Raw genomic sequence first — 19,604 nt, forward strand, 5'->3', positions numbered from 1 at the left:
TCCGCGCCCTGGTTCGACGAGTCCGGCGGCGAGAGTTCCTGGCTCCCGGGGGTGTCTACCCCGGTGACAGTGGCGGGACCGCGCCGGATTCGCACCGGCTTCCTCTCCTGCCGCCGTATATGGCTCCGGCAGTCCACCACGGGCCTTCGAGACCCGTCAACTTGCTGTTGACCTGCGGCGGGGGAGTGTGCAGAACCCCACACCGCCGCTCATGGAAGACGGCCGGGCGGGCACGGAACCTGCAGTTCCGTGCCCGCCCGGCCGTCGAGTGACGGGAGTGCCGTCAGGCCACGATCAGATAGATCCCGTACGCCACCGCCGCCGCGCACGCCGCGAAGCAGGCGTAGGCGCCGGTGACCGCGAGAGCGGCCGAGTCGCCCTGGGCCGTGGCCCGTTCCTGGCGGGACAGACCCATGATGCCGAGGGTGAACAGGGCCACGAGGCCCACGGTGACGACGAGGCTGACGCCGAAGACGGAGCCGAGTGCTTCCCAGTCGATCTTCATGGTGAGGCTTCCTTGGTGTGCGGGCTCAGACGGCGGCCGGCGGGGCCGCCGGTTCCGGCGTGACGGGCGGGGCCGGGATCGTGGCGGTGAGGTCCTCGGTCACCGTGCCCGTGGGCGGCGGGGTCACGGCGGCGATCGCCGTGGTCACCACGCCGGCGGGCTCGTCGCTCTCGTTGACGTTCGACGCGTCCACGACCTCGCGCCGCGAGATCTTCCAGATCACCGCGCTGGAGGCGACGAGGAAGACCGCCACGACCGCCGTACCCCAGTCGCCGAGGTTCGTGACCGACTCGGCCAGCGCGCCCACCAGGGCCGCCGCCGGGAGCGTCAGGCCCCACGCCACGAACATCCGTGTCGCCGTCGACCAGCGGACGACCCCGCCCTTGCGGCCGAGGCCCGCGCCCATCACCGAACCGGAGACGGAGTGCGTGGTGGAGAGGGAGAAGCCGAGGTGGGACGAGGCCAGGATGACCGTGGCCGCGCTGGTCTGGGCGGCGAAGCCCTGCTGCGGCTGGAGTTCGGTCAGGCCCTTGCCCATGGTGCGGATGATGCGCCAGCCGCCGAGGTAGGTGCCGAGCGCGATGGCGAGACCCGCGGAGAGGATGACCCAGGTGGGCGGGTCGGAGTCGGGGGCGACGGCACCGCCGGCGACCAGGGCGAGGGTGATGATGCCCATCGTCTTCTGCGCGTCGTTGGTGCCGTGGGCCAGCGAGACCAGTCCGGCCGAGGCGATCTGGCCGGTGCGGTAGCCCTTCGCGGCGGCCTTGCCGTCGGCCTTCTTGCCCAGCGAGTAGGAGAGCCGGGTGGCCAGCATGGCGGCTACGCCCGCGACGATCGGCGCGGCGACCGCCGGGATCAGGACCTTGGTGACGAGCGCGTCACCGTGGACCGCGCCCATGCCCGCCGAGGCGATGGTGGCGCCGATCAGACCGCCCATGAGGGCGTGCGAGGAGCTGGAGGGCAGTCCCACCAGCCAGGTCAGCAGGTTCCAGAGGATCGCGCCGACCAGGGCGGCGAAGATGACCTCGGGACGGATGCCGGTCTCGTCGACGAGACCCTTGGAGATCGTGTTGGCGACCTCCACCGAGAGGAAGGCGCCCACAAGGTTCAGCACGGCGGACATGGCCACCGCGACCTTGGGCTTGAGTGCACCGGTCGAGATGGTGGTGGCCATCGCGTTGGCGGTGTCGTGAAAACCGTTCGTGAAATCGAACGCGAGTGCGGTGACAACCACAATCGCGAGGATCAGCGAGAAGTTTTCCATTTACCCAGGCAATCGTTCGAGGTCATTGGCATGTTGAACGTAAGTAACCTGGATGAACGGAAGGTGAACTGGGGCGGGCCGCACGGTGACCGGAATCTTCGCCCTTGGCTTCGCCGAACCCCGCGACCCCCGTACGCCCCATATGCCCCACGGCTACGACCCGGCGGCGAACCTCTTCAGCTGCCGCGCCGACCCGTTGAAGAGATTCTGGTCACCCGGCAGGCTGCCGCTGTTGTCGTACTGCCAGATCGTCCAGTACGACCAGCCGCCGGGCAGCGGTCCCGCGTCCGCCGAGTGGTAGCGGGCCACCCACAGCGCGTGGTCCGCGGCGAAGGCACCGCTGCCGCCCGTGCACGTGTTCCACCAGTGGGCGGTCGTGTAGAGGACCGGCCGGCGCCCGGTGAGCCGCTTGACCTCGTCGCTGAACGACCTGATCCAGCCGACCAGGTCCGCCTTGCTCATGCCGTAGCACTTGTGCTTCTTGTCGTACGGGTTGTATTCGATGTCGAGCGCGGGCGGCAGCGTCCAGCCGTCCGCGGACCAGGCCCCGCCGTTGCGCACGAAGTACGCGGCCTGCGCGCTGCCCGACGACTTGTCCGGCAGCGCGAAGTGGTACGCCCCGCGCAGGATGCCGGCGGCGCGCGCCCCCTCGTACTGCCGGCCGAAGTGCGGATTGCGGTAGGTCGTCGACTCGGTCGCCTTGACGTAGACGAACCTCGCGCCCCCGGCCCTGGCCTTCCACCAGTCGACGTCCTTCTGGTGTGAGGACACGTCGTGCCCCCGCGGCAGGCTCGCCGAAGACGCGGGCGTCCCGGCGAGCCCCATGCCTCCCACGGCGAGCGCGGCCACGGACAGGGCCAGGGCGCGGGTTCGGTGACGGGCGGCCTTGCGATCACGGGCCATGGGTCCCCCCGGAATGGCGTCGTGCACGGCAAAGCCCAGACGCTACTGGAAGATCGTCGAATTACGGTCGATCTCCGGCCAAGGGGCACAAGAGGGGCGCACATATAAAAAACGCGCCCCTTGAAGCTCAAGCTCGCGCCCCCCGACGCCACGACTGGCAGGATCGCGGCATGGCTGAGGAACAACGGGATCCGCGAGAAGTACGGGCCGCCGAGGGCGGCACGAGAGGCGTGCGGGCCGAGGAGGCGGACGCCTGGGGCGAGTTGGTCGACACGGCCCGCCGGACGGTCACCGACGGACTGGTCGTCGGCACCTCCGGCAACGTCTCCGTGCGCATCGGGGACACGGTCCTGGTCACCCCGTCGGGCGTCCCCTACGACCGCCTCGCACCGGACGACGTGACCGGCGTCGACCTGGAGGGCCGTCAGATCCTGGGCACACTGGTGCCGACGAGCGAACTCCCCATGCATCTGGCGATCTACCGCAGCACCGACGCCCGCGCGGTCGTCCACACCCACGCGGTGCACGCCACGGCCGTCTCCACGCTCGTGCCCGAACTCCCCACGATCCACTACATGGCCGGCGCACTGGGCGGCCCCGTCCGGGTCGCCCCCTACGCCACCTACGGCACCGACGAGTTGGCGGAGAACATGCTCCAAGCCCTCGCCGACCGCTCCGCCTGCCTCCTCCAGAACCACGGCACGATCACCTACGGCAACACCCTCGCGCAGGCCTACGACCGCACGGCCCAACTGGACTGGATGTGCCACCTCTGGCTCACGGCCCGCGCGGTCCCGGACCTGACCCCGAACCTGCTGACGGAGGAACAGCTGGCGGAAGCGGGGGAGCGGTTGCGGAGGTACGGGCAGCGAGCCTGAGTGCCACGTGCTGTCGTAGGGCGGCTGCGGATCCGCTGTGGCTGGTCGCGCAGTTCCCCGCGCCCCTGGGTGGGTGCAGTCACCGGCGTCACGACGGGCCGTCAGTCGCGTACGGCGCGCAGGGGACGGGGTGGGGGGTGTCCGCCCGCAGCGGCCGGCGTCCGGCACCGAGCACAGCTGAAGCAGCCGAGCCGCCGGACCGAGGACGGATACCCCCCACCCCGGCCCCGACCCACAACACACCGCACGCGCTACACCCGCCCCCACCGAGGCCGCAGCTGCGCCGCAGGCATCCAGGGGCGCGGGGAACTGCGCACAACGCCCGCCCAAACCGAACCCGCACCGGACCCTCCCACTGGCCCCACCCCCCGTCCCCCGCGACACTGAAAGCGTGCGCACTGTCAAAGCGACGGCCGCCGCCGTCACCGCAGCCCTCACCGCCGCCGCGGCCGGCATCGTCGCCGGCCGGATCGCCAGCGACGCCGGACTGAAGGCGCCCCCGGGCCGCCCGCTGCCCGGCGAACCCCGCCTCACCGTCCACTCGACCGCGGCCGGCCGCATCGCCCTCACCCGCGACCTCGCCTCCCTCCGCCCCGGCACCTACGGCCTGGCCGCGGACGCCACCCACGCAGTCGTCGGCGACGTCCTCACCGCGGAACCGCACTCCGCCGACACCGTCGTCCGCCGCCTGGAGCGCGTCACCCACGGCACCCTGGCCCCCGGCGACAAGGTCTGGCTCACCCCGAACGTCCACGTCGGCGACCCGAGGTCGGCCCTCGGCCTCGACCACACCGACGTCGGCATCCCGGGCGAACTCGGCGTCCTGCCCGCGTGGTTCGTCCCTGGCACGAGGGACACCTGGGTCATCGCGGTCCACGGCCTCGGCACGACCCGCGAACACACCCTGAACGTCATGGAGTTCCTGCACCGCCACCGCTTCCCGGTCCTCGCCCCCGCCCTCCGCGGCGACGCCGGTGCCTCCCGCCCGCCGGACGGCTTGAACCACTTCGGCGAGACCGAGTGGCGCGACCTGGACGCGGCCATGCGCTACGCCCTCGGCAACGGCGCCCGCCAACTCGTGCTGTACGGCTGGTCCACCGGCGCCACCATGGCCTTGCGCGCCGCCGCCCACTCGGGCCTGCGCGACCGCGTCGGGGGACTCGTCCTGGACTCCCCGGTCCTCAGCTGGGAGCTGACCCTGCGCGCCCTCGCCGCGGCCCGCCACACCCCCGGCGTCCTGCTCCCGCTCGCGGTGCGTGCGGCGCAGGGCCGCACGGGCCTGCCCAGCGACCACTACGGCCTGTACGCCGACCGCACCGTCCCCTACGACGACCACGAGGACCGGACCGACGACACGGGCCCCGACCGGCCCCCGCCGCCGACCCTGATCCTGCACGGCCCGGACGACACGATCGCCCCCTGGGACCTCTCCCGCCGTCTCGCCGGCGCCCACCCCGACCGGATCGCCCTCCACACGGTCCGCCGGGCTCCCCACGCGGCCATGTGGAACGCCGACCCGAGCGCCTACGAAGAGGCACTGCGCCGTTTCCTCACGCCCCTGATGTGACCGCGGGGCGCCCCGGTCCCACAGGTTCCGTTTAAGCCCGTACTAGTGGCCTGATCTCGGCGTATGCCCGTTCGCGCGGCCCCGGTGCCGGACCTGCCCGGTGCCCGCGCCGGCATTCCGTTTGGGTTTTCGGACCGTCAACCGGAAGACTGCACCCGTGACGTCCCGTATCCCGCGCGACTCCAGGCTTCGACTCGTCCGCCCGCGACCCCTGGCCGCCGCCCCCTCAGCTGTGAACCAACGGCGCTCACGCCGCCCCGCGCCCCGCCCCCCGGAGGGCACACCGGCCCCCGCGGAACTGGCCAGAATGGCGCGCAGGGGTCTTGCCGACGCGGCCCGCGTCGCGCACTGGGCGGACGGCGCCCTGGGCCCCGGCAGGGACGGCACGGGCTCCGACGGCAACGGCACCCTCTCCGACGAGACAGCCGCCCGCGCGGCCGAGGATCTCGGCCTGACCGCGGCTCAGGTCCGCGCGGACTGGGACACCGCCCGCCTCGCCGGCCTCGTCGAGGTGCATGGCGACAGCGCCCGCCCGGGCTGGCGGCTGCGCGCCTGGGACCGCGACGACAGTGCCGTACTGCGCGGCTGGGTCGCCCTCTTCGACGCCTGGTCGCTCGCCGTCCCGGAACCCGCCGAGCGCGAGCCCGCCGCCGTCGCCGAGGTCGTGTCGGCCATGCCCCAGGTGCTCTCCTTCCTCCAGCTGTCGGCCGGCCCGGTCCCCGTCGAGCAGCTCCTGGACCTCCTGGAGCAGCGCGTCACCGAACTGCGCACCGAACGCTGCGAGATCCCCTACGGCCCGCAGCCGGAGCCCGTGGCGGAGCCCGAGGCGGCCGACGCCCCCCTGGCCCCCCTCCTCGACTGGGCCCTGCGCGCCCTCGCCTGCGTCGGCGCCCTGACCTACGGCGACGGCCAGGCCACCCTGACCCCGCTCGGCAGCTGGGCGGTGTGGGTCAAGCTGGAGCAGATCTGCGTCGCCGCGCAGAGCCCGGCCGGCAACATCGAGGTCGCCGCCGAGGAGATGCTGCGCGGCTGCGCCCAGCTGCGCCCCAACGCGGCCCGCGCCGAGTACCGCGCCTGGCTCGCCGCCCGCCCCGTGGGCAGCGCGGTCACCGAGCTGCTCGGGGCGGCCCGCGGCGACGACGCCCTGCTGCGCGGCCTCGCCTTCGAGGCGCTGCGGGTGGTCGGCGCCCCTGCCGAGCCCGACGTCCGCTCGGTGGCGGACGAGCCCACCCTGCGGCCGTACGCCCTGCTCTGGCTGGCCGAGCACGACGGGATCGACCCGGAGGACGCCCACGAGGTCCTCACCCGGGAAGAGGCCACCTGGCTGTGGGTCGACACGGCTGCCGCCGTCGCGGACCATGGCGAGGCCCCCATGCTGGTGCGGCACCTGGAGTCCGCCCTCCAGCCGACCGTCCCCCAACTGCTCGACGAGGTACGGGCCGTCGGCCACCCACGCACCGTGCAGGTCCTGGTCGCCCTCGCCGCCGCCCACCCCGACCCGGCCCTCGCCAAGGCCGTCCGCCGCGCCGCCTTCCAGGTGCACACCGGAGGGTGAGTCAGGCGCGGATCTCCGGCGCGTAGGTACCGAAGCTCCACACATTGCCCTCGGCGTCCCGGGCCATGTAGTCCCGGGAGCCGTAGTCCTGGTCCGTCGGGGGCATCAGGATCTCCGCGCCGTGCGCCACGGCGCGGCGGTGGTGCGCGTCGACGTCGTCCACCACGACGTACACCCCGGCCGGGCCCGCGTCCTTCATCACCTTGTCGTAGGCGCTGCCGGTGCCCTTGGAACCGAGCATCACCGCGCCGTTGCCCTGGACCAGCTCGGCGTGGCTCACCAGGCCGTCCTCGCCCTCGTACACCGCGAGTTCGGTGAAGCCGAAGGCCTCCGTCAGCTGTTTGATCGCCGCCGTCGCGTCCGCGTACAGCAGTGCCGGGTAGATGCTCGGACGCCCACCGCTCGTGCCTGCCATGCCGATCACTCCCTTGTGACCAGAAGTCGCGGATCCCCTCTGGCGTCCAGTCTCGCAGCGACCACCGACAACGGCCTCTCCACCGGCGCGACCCTCACCTGAAGGTGTCGCACCGCGTCATGTCGCCGGACTCGTAGCCCTGCCGGAACCAGGTCTGACGCTGCTGCGCCGACCCGTGCGTCCACGACTCCGGTGTCACCCGTCCCTGGAAGCGCTCCTGGATCCGGTCGTCGCCCACGGCCGCCGCCGCGTCCAGGCCGTCGGCGATGTCCGCGTCGGTGAGATTCGTGATGAGCGGCCGGCCCGTCGACTCGTCCTTCGTCGTGGTCGCGTGCCGTGCCCACACCCCGGCGTAGCAGTCCGCCTGGAGCTCCACCTTCACCGCGTTGCTGTCGGCGCCGGTCCGCCCGTCCTGCGACCGGTCCAGTGTGCCCGTCAGGTCCTGCACGTGGTGTCCGTACTCGTGCGCCACCACGTACGCCTGCGCGAACGGCCCGCCACTGGCCCCGAACTTCGACCGCAGCTCGTCGAAGAACCCGAGATCGAGATAGACCTGGCGGTCGCCCGGGCAGTAGAACGGCCCGACCGCCGAGGTCGCGGAGCCGCACGCGGTGCCGACCTGCTCGCTGAAGAAGAACGTGGGGGAGCGGGTGTACGTGCTGTTGCGCCGCTGGAACTCCTGGTCCCAGTAGTCCTGCACGCTGTTGACCACCGCCACGATCCGGCAGTCGTCGCGTGTGTTCGCGTCCTGCCCGGTCCGGCAGCTCCGCTCGACCTCGGTGAGTCCGGAGGCCGTGGGTGCGGGCTGTCCGCCGCCGTCGGTGAGCCCGAGCTGGTCGGGACCCACGCCGAGAAACAGTCCGAGGAGCAGGACGATCAACCCGCCGATGCCACCGCCGATGGTCGCCTTCCCGCCCGGGACGCGACTGCCGCGCACGTCCTGGACCTCGGAGGTGTCCAACCTGGCGTCGTCGTCGAACTGCATGCGGACACCTCCGGGCGGGAGACGGCGACGGGAACCGACCGGATACCCGGAGGGAGACCAACCGAACACCCGAACCCAGAAAAAGTGCTTGCACGCCCCCGTTAGACTTGGCCCATGGCCATTCTCCTCGCGCATTAGACGGCGGGAACGTCCTCAGCCGCCCACCCGTCAATCCCGAATCCGCCCTGGAGTCTGTCCGTGATCTCCGCCTCCGGTATCGAGCTGCGCGCCGGCGCCCGAGTCCTCATCGAGTCCGCCACCTTCCGAGTCGCCAAGGGCGACCGCATCGGCCTGGTCGGCCGCAACGGCGCGGGGAAGACCACGCTCACCAAGTGCCTGGCCGGCGAGGGCATCCCCGCCGCCGGCCAGATCACCCGCTCCGGCGAGGTCGGCTACCTCCCCCAGGACCCCCGCACCGGTGACCTCGACGTCCTCGCCCGCGACCGCATCCTCTCCGCGCGCGGCCTGGACGTCCTGCTGAAGAAGATGCGCGACAACGAACAGCGCATCGCCAACGGCAAGGGCGCCACCCAGGAGAAGGCACTCAGGCAGTACGAGCGCCAGGAGACGGAGTTCCTCACCAAGGGCGGGTACGCCGCCGAGGCCGAGGCCGCCACCATCGCCGCCGCGCTGAACCTCCCCGACCGGGTCCTCGGCCAGCCCCTGCACACCCTCTCCGGTGGTCAGCGCCGCCGTATCGAACTGGCCCGGATCCTCTTCTCCGACGCCGACACCCTGCTCCTCGACGAGCCGACCAACCACCTCGACGCCGACTCGATCATCTGGCTGCGCGACTACCTCAAGACCTACCGCGGCGGCTTCATCGTGATCTCCCACGACGTCGACCTGGTCGAGACGGTCGTCAACAAGGTGTTCTACCTGGACGCCAACCGCGCCCAGATCGACGTCTACAACATGGGCTGGAAGCTCTACCAGCAGCAGCGCGAGGCCGACGAGAAGCGCCGCAAGCGCGAGCGGCAGAACGCCGAGAAGAAGGCCGCCGCGCTGCACTCGCAGGCCGACAAGATGCGCGCCAAGGCCACCAAGACGGTCGCCGCGCAGAACATGGCCAAGCGCGCCGACCGGCTGCTCGCCGGACTCGACGCGGTGCGCCAGCAGGACAAGGTCGCCAAGCTGCGCTTCCCCGAGCCCGCGCCCTGCGGCAAGACCCCGCTGATGGCGGAGGGCCTGTCGAAGTCGTACGGCTCACTGGAGATCTTCACCGACGTCGACCTGGCGATCGACAAGGGCTCCCGCGTGGTCATCCTGGGCCTCAACGGCGCGGGCAAGACCACCCTGCTGCGCCTGCTCGCCGGGACCGAGCAGCCGGACACCGGCGCGGTCGTGCCCGGCCACGGCCTCAAGCTCGGCTACTACGCCCAGGAGCACGAGACCCTGGACCCGGAGCGCACGGTCCTGGAGAACATGCGCTCGGCGGCCCCCGACCTCGACCTCGTCGAGGTGCGCAAGACGCTCGGCTCGTTCCTGTTCTCCGGCGACGACGTCGACAAGCCGGCCGGAGTCCTCTCCGGCGGCGAGAAGACCCGTCTCGCGCTCGCCACCCTGGTCGTCTCCTCGGCGAACGTCCTGCTCCTCGACGAGCCCACCAACAACCTCGACCCGGCCAGCCGTGAGGAGATCCTCGGCGCGCTGCGCACCTACAAGGGCGCGGTCGTCCTGGTCACCCACGACGAGGGCGCGGTGGAGGCGCTCCAGCCGGAGCGGATCATCCTGCTGCCGGACGGCGTCGAGGACCTGTGGGGCGCGGACTACGCGGACCTCGTCGCCCTCGCCTGACCGTCGGTGCCGCTTGATCGAGTGCGTGATCAACGGCGTATGGATCATTCGGCCCACCGGTGATCCATCATCTGTGTGAGATCTCCTCGTACCGAGGTGTGTCCTACATCGATTTCACGGCCGAGTCCTTTATCGACAAGGGCTCGGCCGTCGTGCGTCTCTGACCTGGCCTTTCACAAAGGAACCCGTTCGGCGGTACGAACGCGCCCGGGTGGAATCCCGGATTCCGTATGTGGGGACCCGCTCCTGTCGTCAAAACCATGTCTCACGGACCTTGCCGAATGGGTGGCCATGAACGCCCCGAGGGGTGATCATGAGAGGACCAGAGCGCACTTCCCATGAGGAGGACCGGGTGGCCGAGACTCTGAAGAAGGGCAGCCGGGTAACCGGCGCCGCGCGCGACAAGCTCGCGGCAGACCTGAAGAAGAAGTACGACTCCGGTGCGAGCATTCGGGCGCTGGCCGAGGAAACCGGCCGCTCGTATGGCTTCGTGCACCGGATGCTCAGCGAATCGGGCGTCACGCTTCGTGGGCGTGGCGGAGCGACGCGGGGCAAGAAGGCCGCATCGTCCTGAACCGGGCGGCCCATCGGCTTCGATGGTGGCCACCCGGTCGGTCGACTGACTGACCGGGTGGTTACTGTGCAGTCACTTAGCTGTGCCGTCCTGCGGCACGGAGGATGACCGCACTCATCGGAGGCGCCCCATGGCGACGTCCAGCCAGGATGGCCAGGAACTCGTTCCCCTGCTCGACAAGGACGGCGTACGGCTCACCGTCGAGGACACCCTCGCCACGGTGACGCTGACCAACCCCGCCAAGCGCAACGCCCAGAGCCCCGCTCTGTGGCGCGCGCTCGCCGAGGCCGGCCGGCTGGTGCCGGGCTCCGTCCGGGTCGTGGTGCTGCGCGGCGAAGGCAAGTCCTTCTCCGCCGGGCTCGACCGGCAGATGTTCACGCCGGAGGGGATCGAGGGCGAGCCGTCGTTCATCGACCTCGCTCGCAGTGGTGACGCCGAACTCGACGCCGCCATCGCCCAGTTCCAGGAGGGCTTCACCTGGTGGCGGCGCAGTGACGTCGTGTCCATCGCCGCCGTGCAGGGGCATGCCATCGGGGCGGGCTTCCAGCTGGCCCTCGCCTGCGACCTGCGTGTCGTCGCCGACGACGTGCAGTTCGCCATGCGGGAGACCAGCCTGGGCCTGGTTCCCGACCTCACCGGCACCCACCCCCTGGTGGGCCTCGTCGGCTACGCCCGGGCGCTGGAGATCTGCGCCACCGGGCGCTTCGTGACGGCCGAGGAGGCGGTGAGCACCGGCCTCGCCAACGTCGCCGTCCCCCTGGACCAGCTCGACGCCGCCGTGCACGACCTGGCGGCCGCACTGCTGTCCGCCCCCCGCGACGCGGTCATCGAGACCAAGGCACTGCTGCGCGGCGCCCAGGACCGCACCTACGACGAGCAGCGCGGCGCCGAGCGCGCGGCCCAGACCCGACGCCTGCGGGACCTCGCCGGAGTCGGCGAATAGGACCTGTCCGGCCGACGGGGACCCTAGACCGTCACGGCCGTCACCAGTACGGCCACCGTCGGCCGGTCCGCCAGCACCTCTCCCACGGCGGCGCGGACCTCCCGGGCCACGTCCAGGGCCCGGCGGTCCGCGCCCGCCGCCAGTTCGACGCGGACATGGCGGAGCGGAAGCGCGCCCTCCCCGGTCTCCCGGTCCTCGATGTGCACCGGCCGCCCCAGCACCCCGGTCAGCCGGCCCACCCCGGGTACCGCCAGCGCGGCGACGGCCACGAGGGTCTCCTCGCCGGGTCCCGCCTCCGCGGCACGCGGCGGCTCGGACACCCGTACGGGGGAACGTTCGGCGTCCTCGTCCAGCAGGGCCGTCACCCGCAGGTCCACCTCGGCGAGCTCCAGCCCCAGCAGCCCGGCCGCCACCCCGGCCAGTGCCGTGCGCAGCCGCTCCGCCGCCACCGGCAGCGGCTCCTCGGGCGTGGCCTCGAACTCCGCCGTGAGCCGCAGCGGACCGGGCGGCAGCGCGCTCGGAGGCGGCGGTACGGCGGGCTCGGGCGCCTCCTGCGGACGGGCGAGCCCGAGGCGCACCGCCCCCAGCCGTACGCCCCGAAGATCCTCGGCGGCGGCCCGCAGCACCGCCCGGGCCGCCTCCTCGGAGATCCACGCGCCGTCACGCGGTCCGCCCAGGGGCAGCAGTCTGCCCAGCCCCAGCTGCCGCCGCACCGTCCGTGCCCACTGCTCCGCCGTCATTCCTCCAGCCTGCCGCATCTCCGGCGCGCGATCGCGCAACCGCGCTTACGGTGGTCGAAGGAGGACGAGCGAAAGGGGTGACGCGATGACCGACATGACGCAGAGCACCGAGGTGGAGCAGCAGGCGCAACTGCGGAAGGGCACCAAGCGCGGCGGCGGCGACCCGGCGACCCGTGGGCGCACCACCATCGCCGACGGTGTCGTGGAGAAGATCGCCGGCCTCGCGGCACGGGACGTCCTCGGCGTCCACGCCATGGGCAGCGGTCTGAGCCGCACCTTCGGGGCCGTACGGGACCGCGTGCCCGGCGGTTCGAAGTCCGCCAGCCGTGGGGTCAAGGTCGAGGTCGGCGAGGTGCAGACCGCGCTCGACCTGGAGATCGTCGTCGACTACGGCGTCTCGATCTCCGACGTGGCCAAGGCGGTGCGGGAGAACGTCATCGCGGCGGTGGAGCGGATGACCGGCCTGGAGGTCGTCGAGGTCAATGTCGCGGTGAGCGATGTGAAGCTGCCCGACGAGGAGGACGAGGAGCCGGAGTCCCGGCTGCAGTAGCCGCACACACCTTGAAGGACCGTTAGGGAGCGCACGATGAGCATGGCCGTGGTCGGCTTGATCGCCGGCATGGCGCTGGGCTTCGCAGGGTATTTCGGCGGGTTCGGCGCTTTCCTTCTCGTGGCGGCGCTGGGCGCCATCGGCTTCGTCGTCGGCCGGTTCCTGGAGGGGGACCTGGAGATCGGCGACTTCTTCCGCACCCGTGACGACCGACGCGACCGGCGGCCATGACGCCCGTGAGCAGTGAGAACGGCACGGTGGACGGACTCCGCGGGCCCCTGACCTCGACCGCCGTTCCGCCCGGTGAGCGAGGGGCGACGAGGATCGCCGACCGGGTGGTCGCCAAGGTCGCGGGACAGGCGGCCCGCGAGGCGCTCGGAAAGCTCCCCGCCGAGGCCGGGCGCCCGCACGCCACCGTCGTCGTCCACCACGAAGTGGCCCGCATCCGCATGCACCTCGAACTCGACTACCCCTGCGACATCGGCGCGCGGTGCCGAGGGGTGCGTCAGCATGTGGTCGAGCGGGTAGTCGCGTTGGTGGGCATGGAGGTGTCGGAGGTCGCCGTCCAGGTGGAGCGGCTGTATCCGGCACAGACGCACGGCGCGGCACAGGGGAGGACGCGATGAGCGAGCCCCAGGGCTCTGAAGGCACCACACAACGACTGCCGGTCATCGAGCGGGCGGCGGAAGCGGACCAGCGCGAGCAGTCCGGGTCGGCGGCCGGGTACGGACCACCGTCCGTACCGGAGGCAGAGGCGGCCGGCGGCGCACGCCGTTTCTGGTCGGCGCGCAGGGTTCCGGCCGGCATCGTCGCCCTGCTGCTCCTGCTCGTCGCGGGGATCTTCCTGTACGACATCGCGGCCGTCCGGGCCGACCGGCCGGCCATGCACTGGCGCCGCGCACTCTCCGCGCAGCTCGCCGAACGCCCCCTGGACGACATCTGGGTCCTGATCGGCGCCGGTGTCGCCGCGGCCCTGGGCCTGTGGCTGGTCGTCCTGGCCGTCACACCGGGTCTGCGCGCCCTCCTCCCGATGAGCCGCACCCACCCCGACGTCCGCGCCGGCCTGCACCGGGACGCGGCCGCCATGGTGCTGCGCGACCGGGCCATGGAGGTGTCCGGTGTCCAGTCCGCACGCGTACGGATGAGGCGGCGGAAGGCCGACATCCGCACGGTCTCCCACTTCCGTGAACTGGACGACGTACGCGCCGACCTGGACGCCACCCTCACCGAGGCGATCAGGGGACTGGGCCTGGCCCGGCCTCCCGCCCTGTCGGTGCACGTGGCGCGAACGACCGGGAAGAAGGGCTGAGGCCGATGTCCAGGACCGTCAACCGCGTACTGATCGGCCTGGTGGGCCTGGTGCTCCTTGTCGTCGGGGGCTCGGTGCTCGCCGTGGGCCTCGGCCTCGACCCGCCCTCCTGGTGGATCCACGACGGCGAGAAGGACGTCCTGCTGAGCGACGCGGAGCGCACCCGCTGGGACGGCGAGGGCTGGTGGTGGCCGACGGTGATCGCCGTACTGGCGCTCGTGGTGCTCCTGACCCTGTGGTGGCTGACGGCGGTGCTGCGCAGGCGCCGGCTCACGGAGGTACGCGTCAACACGGGCGACGGCGAGGGCGCGCTCCTGAGGGGCCGGGCCCTGGAGGGCGTACTCGAGGGCGACGCAGCCGAGTTGGACGGCGTCCACCGGGCCCACGCCCATCTGACCGGCAGTCCGGACGCTCCCGGGACCCGCGTGCGACTCCTTCTGGAACCCCACGTGGACCCGGGAACGGCCCTGCACCACCTGACGACCGGGGCGCTGGCCCACGCCCGCAATTCGGCGGGCCTCGCATCACTTCCGGCCGAGGTCCGCATGACCGGCGTCAGGCACAAGGCGGAAAGGGTCAGTTGAGCAACCCGGGGGCATGCGGCGGGCCGCCGCACGGCGGTCAGAAGCCGTGCCTCATGCCCCCGTCCACAGGCAGCATGACGCCCGTGAGATAGGACGCGGCCGGGGACAGGAAGAACGCCGCGGCCCGCCCGAACTCCTCCGGCGTCCCGTACCGTCGCAAAGGGATACGGGACTCGTTGGCGGCCCGGGTGGCCTCAGGATCCGCGGACAACGCGTCCAGTTCGCGCACGCGATCCGTGTCGATACGCGACGGCAGGAGCCCGACGACCCGAATCCCGCGCGGCCCCAGCTCGTCCGCGAGGGACTTCGCGAACCCCGCGAGACCGGGCCGCAGCCCGTTCGAGATGGTCAGCCCCGGGAGCGGCTCGTGCACCGACGCGGAGAGCACGAACCCGATGACACCCCCCGCCTCCAGCTCCGCCGCGGCCGCCCGAGCCAGCCGGACCGCCCCGAGGAACACGGACTCGAACGCGGACTGCCACTGCTCGTCCGTGTTGTCGGCGACAAAACCGGGCGCGGGCCCACCGACACTGATGAGCACCCCGTCGAAGCCGCCGAAGTGCTCACGCGCGGCGGCGATCAGCCGCTCGGGCGCCGACGGATCGGCGTTGTCGACGGCCACGCCCACGGCGTTCGGCCCCAACTCCGCGGCCGCGGCAAGCGCTCGCGTCTCCTCCCGCCCGGTCACCACGACCTTCGCCCCGTCGGCGACCAGCGAACGCGCGGCCGCGTTGCCGAGCCCACGGGTCGCTCCGGTGACGACGTACACACGGTCCTTCAGTCCAAGATCCATGGCCCCTATCCTGCCTCCTCGCCCCCGAACAGGGTGAGGGCGGTGTTCACCAGACCGATGTGGCTGAACGCCTGCGGGAAGTTGCCGAGCTGGACGCCGGCCACCGGGTCGTACTCCTCGGACAGCAGCCCCACGTCGTTGGCCAGCCCCAGCAGGCGTTCGAAGAGGTCCCGCGCCTCCTTCGTACGGCCGGTCATGTGGAGCGCGTCGGCGAGCCAGAACGAGCACACCAGGAACGTGCCCTCGCCGCCGGGCAGCCCGTCGACGGAGGTCTCCTCGACGCTGTACCGCCGTACCAGTCCGTCGTGGTCCAGCTCCGCGCGGATCGCGTCGATGGTGCCGACGACACGGGGATCGTCGGGCGGCAGGAAGCCGGTGCGCGGGATCAGCAGCAGGGACGCGTCGAGTTCGCGGGAGCCGTAGGACTGGGTGAAGGTGTTGCGTTCGGGGTCGTAGCCCTTCTCGCAGACCTCGCGGTGCACCTCGTCGCGCAGCGCGCGCCAGCCGTCCAGGTCGCCCCGCAGATCGGGGTAGGTCTCCAGGGCGCGCACGGCACGGTCGGCGGCGACCCACGCCATGACCTTCGAATGGACGAAGTGGCGGCGGCCGCCGCGCACCTCCCAGATCCCCTCGTCCGGCTGTCGCCAGGAGGACCGGAGGAAGTCCAACAGGACGCTCTGCAGGGACCACATGTGCGGGATGGCGGCCAGGCCCGCCCGCCGGGCAAGCGACAGCGAGTCCATGACCTCGCCGTACACGTCCAGCTGGAGCTGCTTCACGGCCTCGTTGCCGATGCGTACGGGCCTGGAACCGCCGAAGCCGGACAGCCACGGCAGCTCGAACTCGGGAAGCCGGCGCTCGCCCGCGACGCCGTACATGATCTGGAGGTCGGCCGGGTCGCCGGCGACCGCGCGCAGCAGCCAGTTCCGCCAGGCCTCGGCCTCCTCCAGGTAGCCGCACTGCACCAGGGCGGCCAGGGTGAGTGTGGAGTCGCGCAGCCAGCAGTAGCGGTAGTCCCAGTTGCGCACCCCGCCCATCTCCTCCGGCAGCGAGGTGGTGGCCGCGGCCACGATGCCGCCGGTCGGCCGGTAGGTGAGCGCCTTCAGGGTGATCAGGGAACGGACCACGGCGTCCCGATGCGGACCGTCGTAGCGACAGCGCGCCGCCCACGCCTGCCAGTCGGCCACGCTGCTCTCCAGCGTCTCGAAGGGGTCGGTCAGCGGGGGGCGCGGCTCGTGCGAGGGATGCCAGGTGAGGACGAACGCGACCTTCTCACCGGGCTCGACGGTGAACTCCGAGTGCGTCGCGAAGTGCTCGCCCCAGGTGCGTACCGGGGGCTCGCTGCGCAGCCATGTCGCGTCCGGTCCCGCGACGGCCACCCGCTGCCCGTCCGACCTGCGCACCCACGGCACGATCGAGCCGTACTCGAAGCGCAGCCGGAGCGTGCTGCGCACGGTGACCCGGCCGCGCAGCCCTTCCACGACACGTACCACGTCGGGCGCGACATCGCGCTGCGGCATCAGGTCGGTGACGCGCACCGCGCCCTCGTCGGTCTCCCACTCGGTGTCCAGGACGAGGGTGTCGGGGCGGTAGGCGCGCCTCGTGCACCGGTCCGCGTTCTTCGGCGCGATCCGCCAGTGGCCGTTCTCCTCGTCCCCGAGCAGTCTGGCGAAGCAGGCCGCCGAGTCGAAGCGGGGCAGGCACAGCCAGTCCACGGAGCCGTCCATGCCGACCAGGGCGGCGGTCTGTTCGTCGCCGATGAGGGCGTAGTCCTCGATACGGGGGTGCACGCTGTGCGGTTTCCCGGCTGGTCGTGCGGGCAATCAGGGGTGGGGCCGGGGGAGTGACACCGTCGAGTCCGGTTCAGCACCCACAGCTGCACCTGTTGCCGGGCCGGTGGGTCACACCGCGGCCGGTTCCGCCTCCGCAGCGGCTTCTCGCTCCGCCTTCTCCCGGCGGTCGCGGAGCTCGCGCCGTACGAGGACGACCCACCCGATCGGAACGCCGACGGAGAACAGCCACCACTGGATGGCGTAGGCGTAGTTCAGCGCGGCGTCCTCCTTGCCGGGGTTGCCGCCGATCAGTTCCGGGCTGTCACCCTTCGGCTCGGGTGCCGTCTGGGCGATGTAGCCGCCGAGCACCGTGGCGCCGAGCCGCTTCGCCTCCTGCTCGCTGTTGATCAGCATGACCTGCCGGTCCGGCAGCCCCTTGAGGTTCTTGATGCCGCTCGCCGCGGTCGTCTCGTCGGGCATCAGCCGCCCGGTGACGGTGATCTCGCCCTTCGGGGGAGCGGGGATCTTCGGGAACGCGGTCTGGCTCGGACCGTTCGCGGGGATCCAGCCCCGGTTGACCAGCAGCACCTTGCCGTCGTCGAGGACGAAGGGGGTCAGGACGTGGTAGCCGATCTCGTCGTCGGAGTTGGTGCGGCGCCGGACGACGACCTCGTCGTCGGTGTCGAAGTGCCCCTTCGCGGTCACGCGGCGGTACCGGTCGTGGGTGGTGACCGTGTGTCCGGGCGAGGTCATCCGCTCCACGGGCACCGGCTTCGCGGACAGCGCGTCGGAGACCAGCTGGTTGCGGGCGGTGCGCATCTCGTAGCGGTGCATCTGCCAGATGCCCAGCCTGATCATCGTGGGGATGAGAAGCAGGGCGACCAGCGTGAGGATCACCCACTGCCGGGACAACAGGAAGCGGTACACCCCACGACCGTACAACTCGGACCGCGGGGTGTTCCCACAGGGGTGTGCTCAGCCCCCGCCGCCGATGCCCACCCGAGGGACGCTCTCCGCTTGCGAGGGCCGACCCCGCCCCTGACGATTCGGCTTATGACACGTTGCGAAGTGTGTGGGAACGACTACGAGCTGGCATTCACCGTCGAGACCCGGGACGGGGCACGCCACGTCTTCGACTCGTTCGCTTGCGCGATCCACCGCATGGCACCCATCTGCGAGCACTGCCGGGTGCAGATCATCGGCCAGGGCGTCGAGGTGGACGGTCACTGGTTCTGCGGCGCGCACTGTGCCCGCGCGGAGGGCAAGACCGGCATCGTGGACAAGGTCGGCTCGGCTGTGTGACCGACGCGACCCTTCCTCCCGGACGGCCGTTCCTTCCCTACGGCCGTCCCCTCTGTACGGCCCATGCGCTCCGTACGGTCATTCCTTCTGTACGGTCATCCCTCCGACCTGTACGGTCATCCCTCCGACGCCGGTTCCACATCCCGGAGAAGCTGCCCGAAGGCCGCCTCGTCGACGACCGGCGTGCCGAACTGCCGGGCCTTGACCACCTTGGACGTGCCCGAGTCCGGGTCGTTGGTGACGAGCAGGCTGGTCAGCCGGGAGATGCTGGTGGCGACATGCAGCCCGGCCTCGATCGCGCGGTCCTCCAGGAGGTCGCGCTCGATCGAGGTGTCTCCGGAGAAGGCGATCCGCATGCCCTGTTTGAGTGGTTTGCCGTCCTCGTACCGCCCCGGGTTGGGGTAGGGGCACGCGGGTCGCTTGCGGGTGGGCCGCCAACTGGTGGTCCGGTAACCGCCGTAGCCCGCCGACTGCCGGGGCACCGCCCGGTCCGTCCACTCGGTCAGCGGCCGGCACTCGTGCAGCGGCAGCCGCACGCTTCGCGCGGCGGCGGCCCGCAGGCTCGGCCGGAAGGCCTCCGCGAGCACGCGCGCGTCGTCGAGGGCATGGTGGGCCCGCTGCTGCACGACGCCGAAGTGGGCCGCCAGCGACTCCAGTTTGTGGTTGGGCAGCGGCAGGCCGAGCTCCTTCGACAGGACGATCGTGCACAGCCGCTGACTGACCGGCGCCACGCGGCCCGCGCGCGCGTACTCGCGGGCGATCATCTGCCAGTCGAAGACGGCGTTGTGCGCGACGAGCACGCGGCCGTCGAGACGGGACGAGAACTCGTCGGCGATGTCCTGGAAGAGTGGGGCACCTTCGAGCGCGTCGCTCGTCAGTCCGTGGATCCACACGGGGCCCGGGTCGCGCTCCGGATTGACCAGCGTGTACCAGTGGTCCTCGACCTCGCCGCGGGCGTCAAGTCGGTAGACGGCCGCGGAGATTATCCGGTCGTCGCGGGCCAGGCCGGTGGTCTCCACGTCGACGACCGCGTATCCCTGCGGATACGCGGTCGGCCACGCTGTGGGGGAGGACGCTGCGGTCGTCTGGTCTTCGAGCATGGTTCACGAGGATACGGGCCATGACTGACAGTCCCTCACGGCGGCGTCGGTACCCGGCTCGCGACGAC

The 19,604-nt window shown here is 71.7% G+C and carries 22 protein-coding genes and 1 riboswitch; of the genes, 12 read left to right on the forward strand and 10 right to left on the reverse strand.

The genetic code is table 11. The annotated features are described in order from the left end of the window. Positions 1-9 precede the first annotated feature (9 nt). Positions 10-153: riboswitch (cobalamin riboswitch) on the reverse strand. 130 nt (positions 154-283) lie between these two features. The 3 genes from D1369_RS31645 to D1369_RS31655 form a co-directional block, all read right to left on the reverse strand. Continuing rightward, the gene (locus D1369_RS31645; RefSeq protein WP_020121372.1) at positions 284-505 is read right to left on the reverse strand and encodes a hypothetical protein; all 222 of its coding nucleotides are present in this window, start codon (positions 503-505) and stop codon (positions 284-286) included. 25 nt (positions 506-530) lie between these two features. Beyond that, positions 531-1,769, reverse strand: coding sequence for an inorganic phosphate transporter (locus D1369_RS31650; RefSeq protein WP_118082744.1), 1,239 nt, complete (start codon positions 1,767-1,769; stop codon positions 531-533). A 153-nt stretch (positions 1,770-1,922) separates the two neighbouring features. Beyond that, positions 1,923-2,672, reverse strand: a complete 750-nt coding sequence (locus D1369_RS31655; protein ID WP_037899518.1) for a lysozyme — start codon at positions 2,670-2,672, stop codon at positions 1,923-1,925. Between the two features lie 170 nt (positions 2,673-2,842). Between D1369_RS31655 and D1369_RS31660 the strand changes: the two genes are divergently transcribed. From D1369_RS31660 to D1369_RS31670, 3 genes are all read left to right on the forward strand, one after another. Then, positions 2,843-3,550 (forward strand): class II aldolase/adducin family protein, encoded by a 708-nt coding sequence (locus tag D1369_RS31660; protein WP_007381124.1) that lies wholly within the window; start codon positions 2,843-2,845, stop codon positions 3,548-3,550. Between the two features lie 391 nt (positions 3,551-3,941). Then, positions 3,942-5,117 carry an alpha/beta hydrolase gene (locus D1369_RS31665; protein ID WP_007381123.1) on the forward strand — a complete coding sequence of 392 codons (1,176 nt, stop codon included), beginning with the start codon at positions 3,942-3,944 and terminating at the stop codon, positions 5,115-5,117. A 157-nt stretch (positions 5,118-5,274) separates the two neighbouring features. Continuing rightward, positions 5,275-6,672 (forward strand): hypothetical protein, encoded by a 1,398-nt coding sequence (locus D1369_RS31670; RefSeq protein WP_205574496.1) that lies wholly within the window; start codon positions 5,275-5,277, stop codon positions 6,670-6,672. A 1-nt stretch (position 6,673) separates the two neighbouring features. Here D1369_RS31670 and D1369_RS31675 read toward each other — a convergent pair whose 3' ends face one another. Both D1369_RS31675 and D1369_RS31680 read right to left on the reverse strand, forming a co-directional pair. Continuing rightward, positions 6,674-7,087: a VOC family protein gene (locus tag D1369_RS31675; RefSeq protein WP_037899515.1), complete on the reverse strand. Its 414-nt coding sequence runs from the start codon at positions 7,085-7,087 to the stop codon at positions 6,674-6,676. A 94-nt stretch (positions 7,088-7,181) separates the two neighbouring features. After that, a complete protein-coding gene (locus tag D1369_RS31680; protein WP_007381120.1) occupies positions 7,182-8,072 on the reverse strand; it encodes a neutral zinc metallopeptidase in 891 nt (296 codons plus the stop codon). 198 nt (positions 8,073-8,270) lie between these two features. On the opposite strand from D1369_RS31680, the gene D1369_RS31685 reads away from it, so the two are divergent. The 3 genes from D1369_RS31685 to D1369_RS31695 all read left to right on the forward strand — a co-directional run bounded on the left by D1369_RS31685 (position 8,271) and on the right by D1369_RS31695 (position 11,386). Next, entirely contained in the window at positions 8,271-9,869 is a 1,599-nt protein-coding gene (locus D1369_RS31685) for an ABC-F family ATP-binding cassette domain-containing protein (protein ID WP_007381119.1), read from the forward strand. A 352-nt stretch (positions 9,870-10,221) separates the two neighbouring features. Beyond that, positions 10,222-10,443 (forward strand): helix-turn-helix domain-containing protein, encoded by a 222-nt coding sequence (locus tag D1369_RS31690; protein ID WP_004002281.1) that lies wholly within the window; start codon positions 10,222-10,224, stop codon positions 10,441-10,443. A gap of 130 nt (positions 10,444-10,573) precedes the next feature. Beyond that, positions 10,574-11,386, forward strand: coding sequence for an enoyl-CoA hydratase/isomerase family protein (locus tag D1369_RS31695; protein WP_007381118.1), 813 nt, complete (start codon positions 10,574-10,576; stop codon positions 11,384-11,386). Between the two features lie 23 nt (positions 11,387-11,409). Here the strand turns inward: D1369_RS31695 and D1369_RS31700 are convergent, their stop codons facing one another. Next, positions 11,410-12,126 (reverse strand): nucleopolyhedrovirus P10 family protein, encoded by a 717-nt coding sequence (locus tag D1369_RS31700; RefSeq protein ID WP_118082745.1) that lies wholly within the window; start codon positions 12,124-12,126, stop codon positions 11,410-11,412. Between the two features lie 85 nt (positions 12,127-12,211). Between D1369_RS31700 and D1369_RS31705 the strand changes: the two genes are divergently transcribed. From D1369_RS31705 to amaP, 5 genes are read left to right on the forward strand one after another with little or no spacing between them, the layout of a single operon-like run. Continuing rightward, positions 12,212-12,676 (forward strand): Asp23/Gls24 family envelope stress response protein, encoded by a 465-nt coding sequence (locus D1369_RS31705; RefSeq protein ID WP_007381116.1) that lies wholly within the window; start codon positions 12,212-12,214, stop codon positions 12,674-12,676. A 36-nt stretch (positions 12,677-12,712) separates the two neighbouring features. Further along, positions 12,713-12,907 carry a hypothetical protein gene (locus tag D1369_RS31710; RefSeq protein ID WP_007381115.1) on the forward strand — a complete coding sequence of 65 codons (195 nt, stop codon included), beginning with the start codon at positions 12,713-12,715 and terminating at the stop codon, positions 12,905-12,907. Continuing rightward, entirely contained in the window at positions 12,904-13,302 is a 399-nt protein-coding gene (locus D1369_RS31715) for an Asp23/Gls24 family envelope stress response protein (protein ID WP_007381114.1), read from the forward strand. The genes D1369_RS31710 and D1369_RS31715 overlap by 4 nt, the downstream gene beginning before the upstream one ends. Continuing rightward, on the forward strand, positions 13,299-13,985 hold the full coding sequence (locus tag D1369_RS31720; protein ID WP_007381113.1) for a DUF6286 domain-containing protein: 687 nt from the start codon (positions 13,299-13,301) through the stop codon (positions 13,983-13,985). The genes D1369_RS31715 and D1369_RS31720 overlap by 4 nt, the downstream gene beginning before the upstream one ends. 5 nt (positions 13,986-13,990) lie before the next feature. After that, a complete protein-coding gene (amaP, locus tag D1369_RS31725) occupies positions 13,991-14,569 on the forward strand; it encodes an alkaline shock response membrane anchor protein AmaP (RefSeq protein ID WP_037899513.1) in 579 nt (192 codons plus the stop codon). A 37-nt stretch (positions 14,570-14,606) separates the two neighbouring features. On the opposite strand, the gene D1369_RS31730 is transcribed toward amaP, so the two are convergent. The 3 genes from D1369_RS31730 to D1369_RS31740 form a co-directional block, all read right to left on the reverse strand. Next, positions 14,607-15,362: an SDR family oxidoreductase gene (locus tag D1369_RS31730; protein WP_007381111.1), complete on the reverse strand. Its 756-nt coding sequence runs from the start codon at positions 15,360-15,362 to the stop codon at positions 14,607-14,609. 5 nt (positions 15,363-15,367) lie between these two features. After that, on the reverse strand, positions 15,368-17,152 hold the full coding sequence (locus D1369_RS31735) for a glycoside hydrolase family 15 protein (RefSeq protein ID WP_007381110.1): 1,785 nt from the start codon (positions 17,150-17,152) through the stop codon (positions 15,368-15,370). Positions 17,153-17,263: 111 nt separating this feature from the next. Further along, a complete protein-coding gene (locus D1369_RS31740) occupies positions 17,264-18,061 on the reverse strand; it encodes an SURF1 family protein (RefSeq protein WP_037899511.1) in 798 nt (265 codons plus the stop codon). Positions 18,062-18,187: 126 nt separating this feature from the next. Here D1369_RS31740 and D1369_RS31745 point away from each other — a divergent pair, with 126 nt between their 5' ends. Continuing rightward, a complete protein-coding gene (locus tag D1369_RS31745; RefSeq protein WP_037899509.1) occupies positions 18,188-18,436 on the forward strand; it encodes a hypothetical protein in 249 nt (82 codons plus the stop codon). 116 nt (positions 18,437-18,552) lie between these two features. Here D1369_RS31745 and D1369_RS31750 read toward each other — a convergent pair whose 3' ends face one another. Next, on the reverse strand, positions 18,553-19,536 hold the full coding sequence (locus D1369_RS31750) for a DEDDh family exonuclease (RefSeq protein WP_007381107.1): 984 nt from the start codon (positions 19,534-19,536) through the stop codon (positions 18,553-18,555). Positions 19,537-19,604: the final 68 nt, after the last annotated feature.

Source organism: Streptomyces sp. CC0208, from assembly GCF_003443735.1.
Taxonomy (GTDB): Bacteria; Actinomycetota; Actinomycetes; order Streptomycetales; family Streptomycetaceae; genus Streptomyces; species Streptomyces sviceus.